Source organism: Mucilaginibacter sp. P4_G9, from assembly GCF_056400985.1.
The window spans coordinates 1-655 of the sequence record NZ_JBFUKF010000923.1; the positions used below are offsets into that span (position 1 = coordinate 1).

General features: G+C 40.3%; 1 pseudogene. It reads right to left on the reverse strand.

Annotated elements, in window-relative coordinates:
• Positions 1-516: 516 nt before the first annotated feature.
• Positions 517-655 (reverse strand): annotated as a pseudogene (locus AC1DPZ_RS28580) (IS110 family transposase); the annotation flags it as partial.

Sequence of the window (655 nt, forward strand, 5' to 3'; positions counted from 1 at the left end):
GGCGAACCTTGCAGAAAGATACCGTCTCTGGTCTGGCGATGATATCATCATCAAAGAAGATCAAAACTCATTTTCGGTAAGTATTAAATTATTAAAAAAGTAATCATTGAGAGATGAAATAGCAGTTGCCGACGATCTCTCCCTAAACATTAGGAAATTAATAGGCGGGCCGGCAGATATTGTCCAGCTCAATTCCTCCTCTCACGCTTCGCATCAATATGTATTTTTTTACACGCAACCTCTTATCCGTCATAGCGAGGTACGAAGCAATCCCCAATTTACAGAGTAACTGAGCAAATCCGATCTGTATTTTGGGGATTGCTTCGTCGTACCTCCTCATAATGACGCGTTTACAAACTACTGATTATCAGCGCTGTTTTTAATATAACCTATGTCATTGCGAGGTACGAAGCAATCGCATGCTATACAGAGCGGACCTGCACAGTTCGCGATTGCCACGCTGCGCTCGTATTCTAGGTTTACTACAATTCCAAATTTAATTTAAAAAAGGTTTTCTTAAGCGGATCTTCGATAGTTTTCCACATACATTTCTCCTCTTTTCACCAGGGAGAACATTCGTAAAATCAGCTTAAACTTGACATTGTTTAATACTATCCCATATTCCTTGTTTTTTAGTTGCCGCTCTGCATATGCC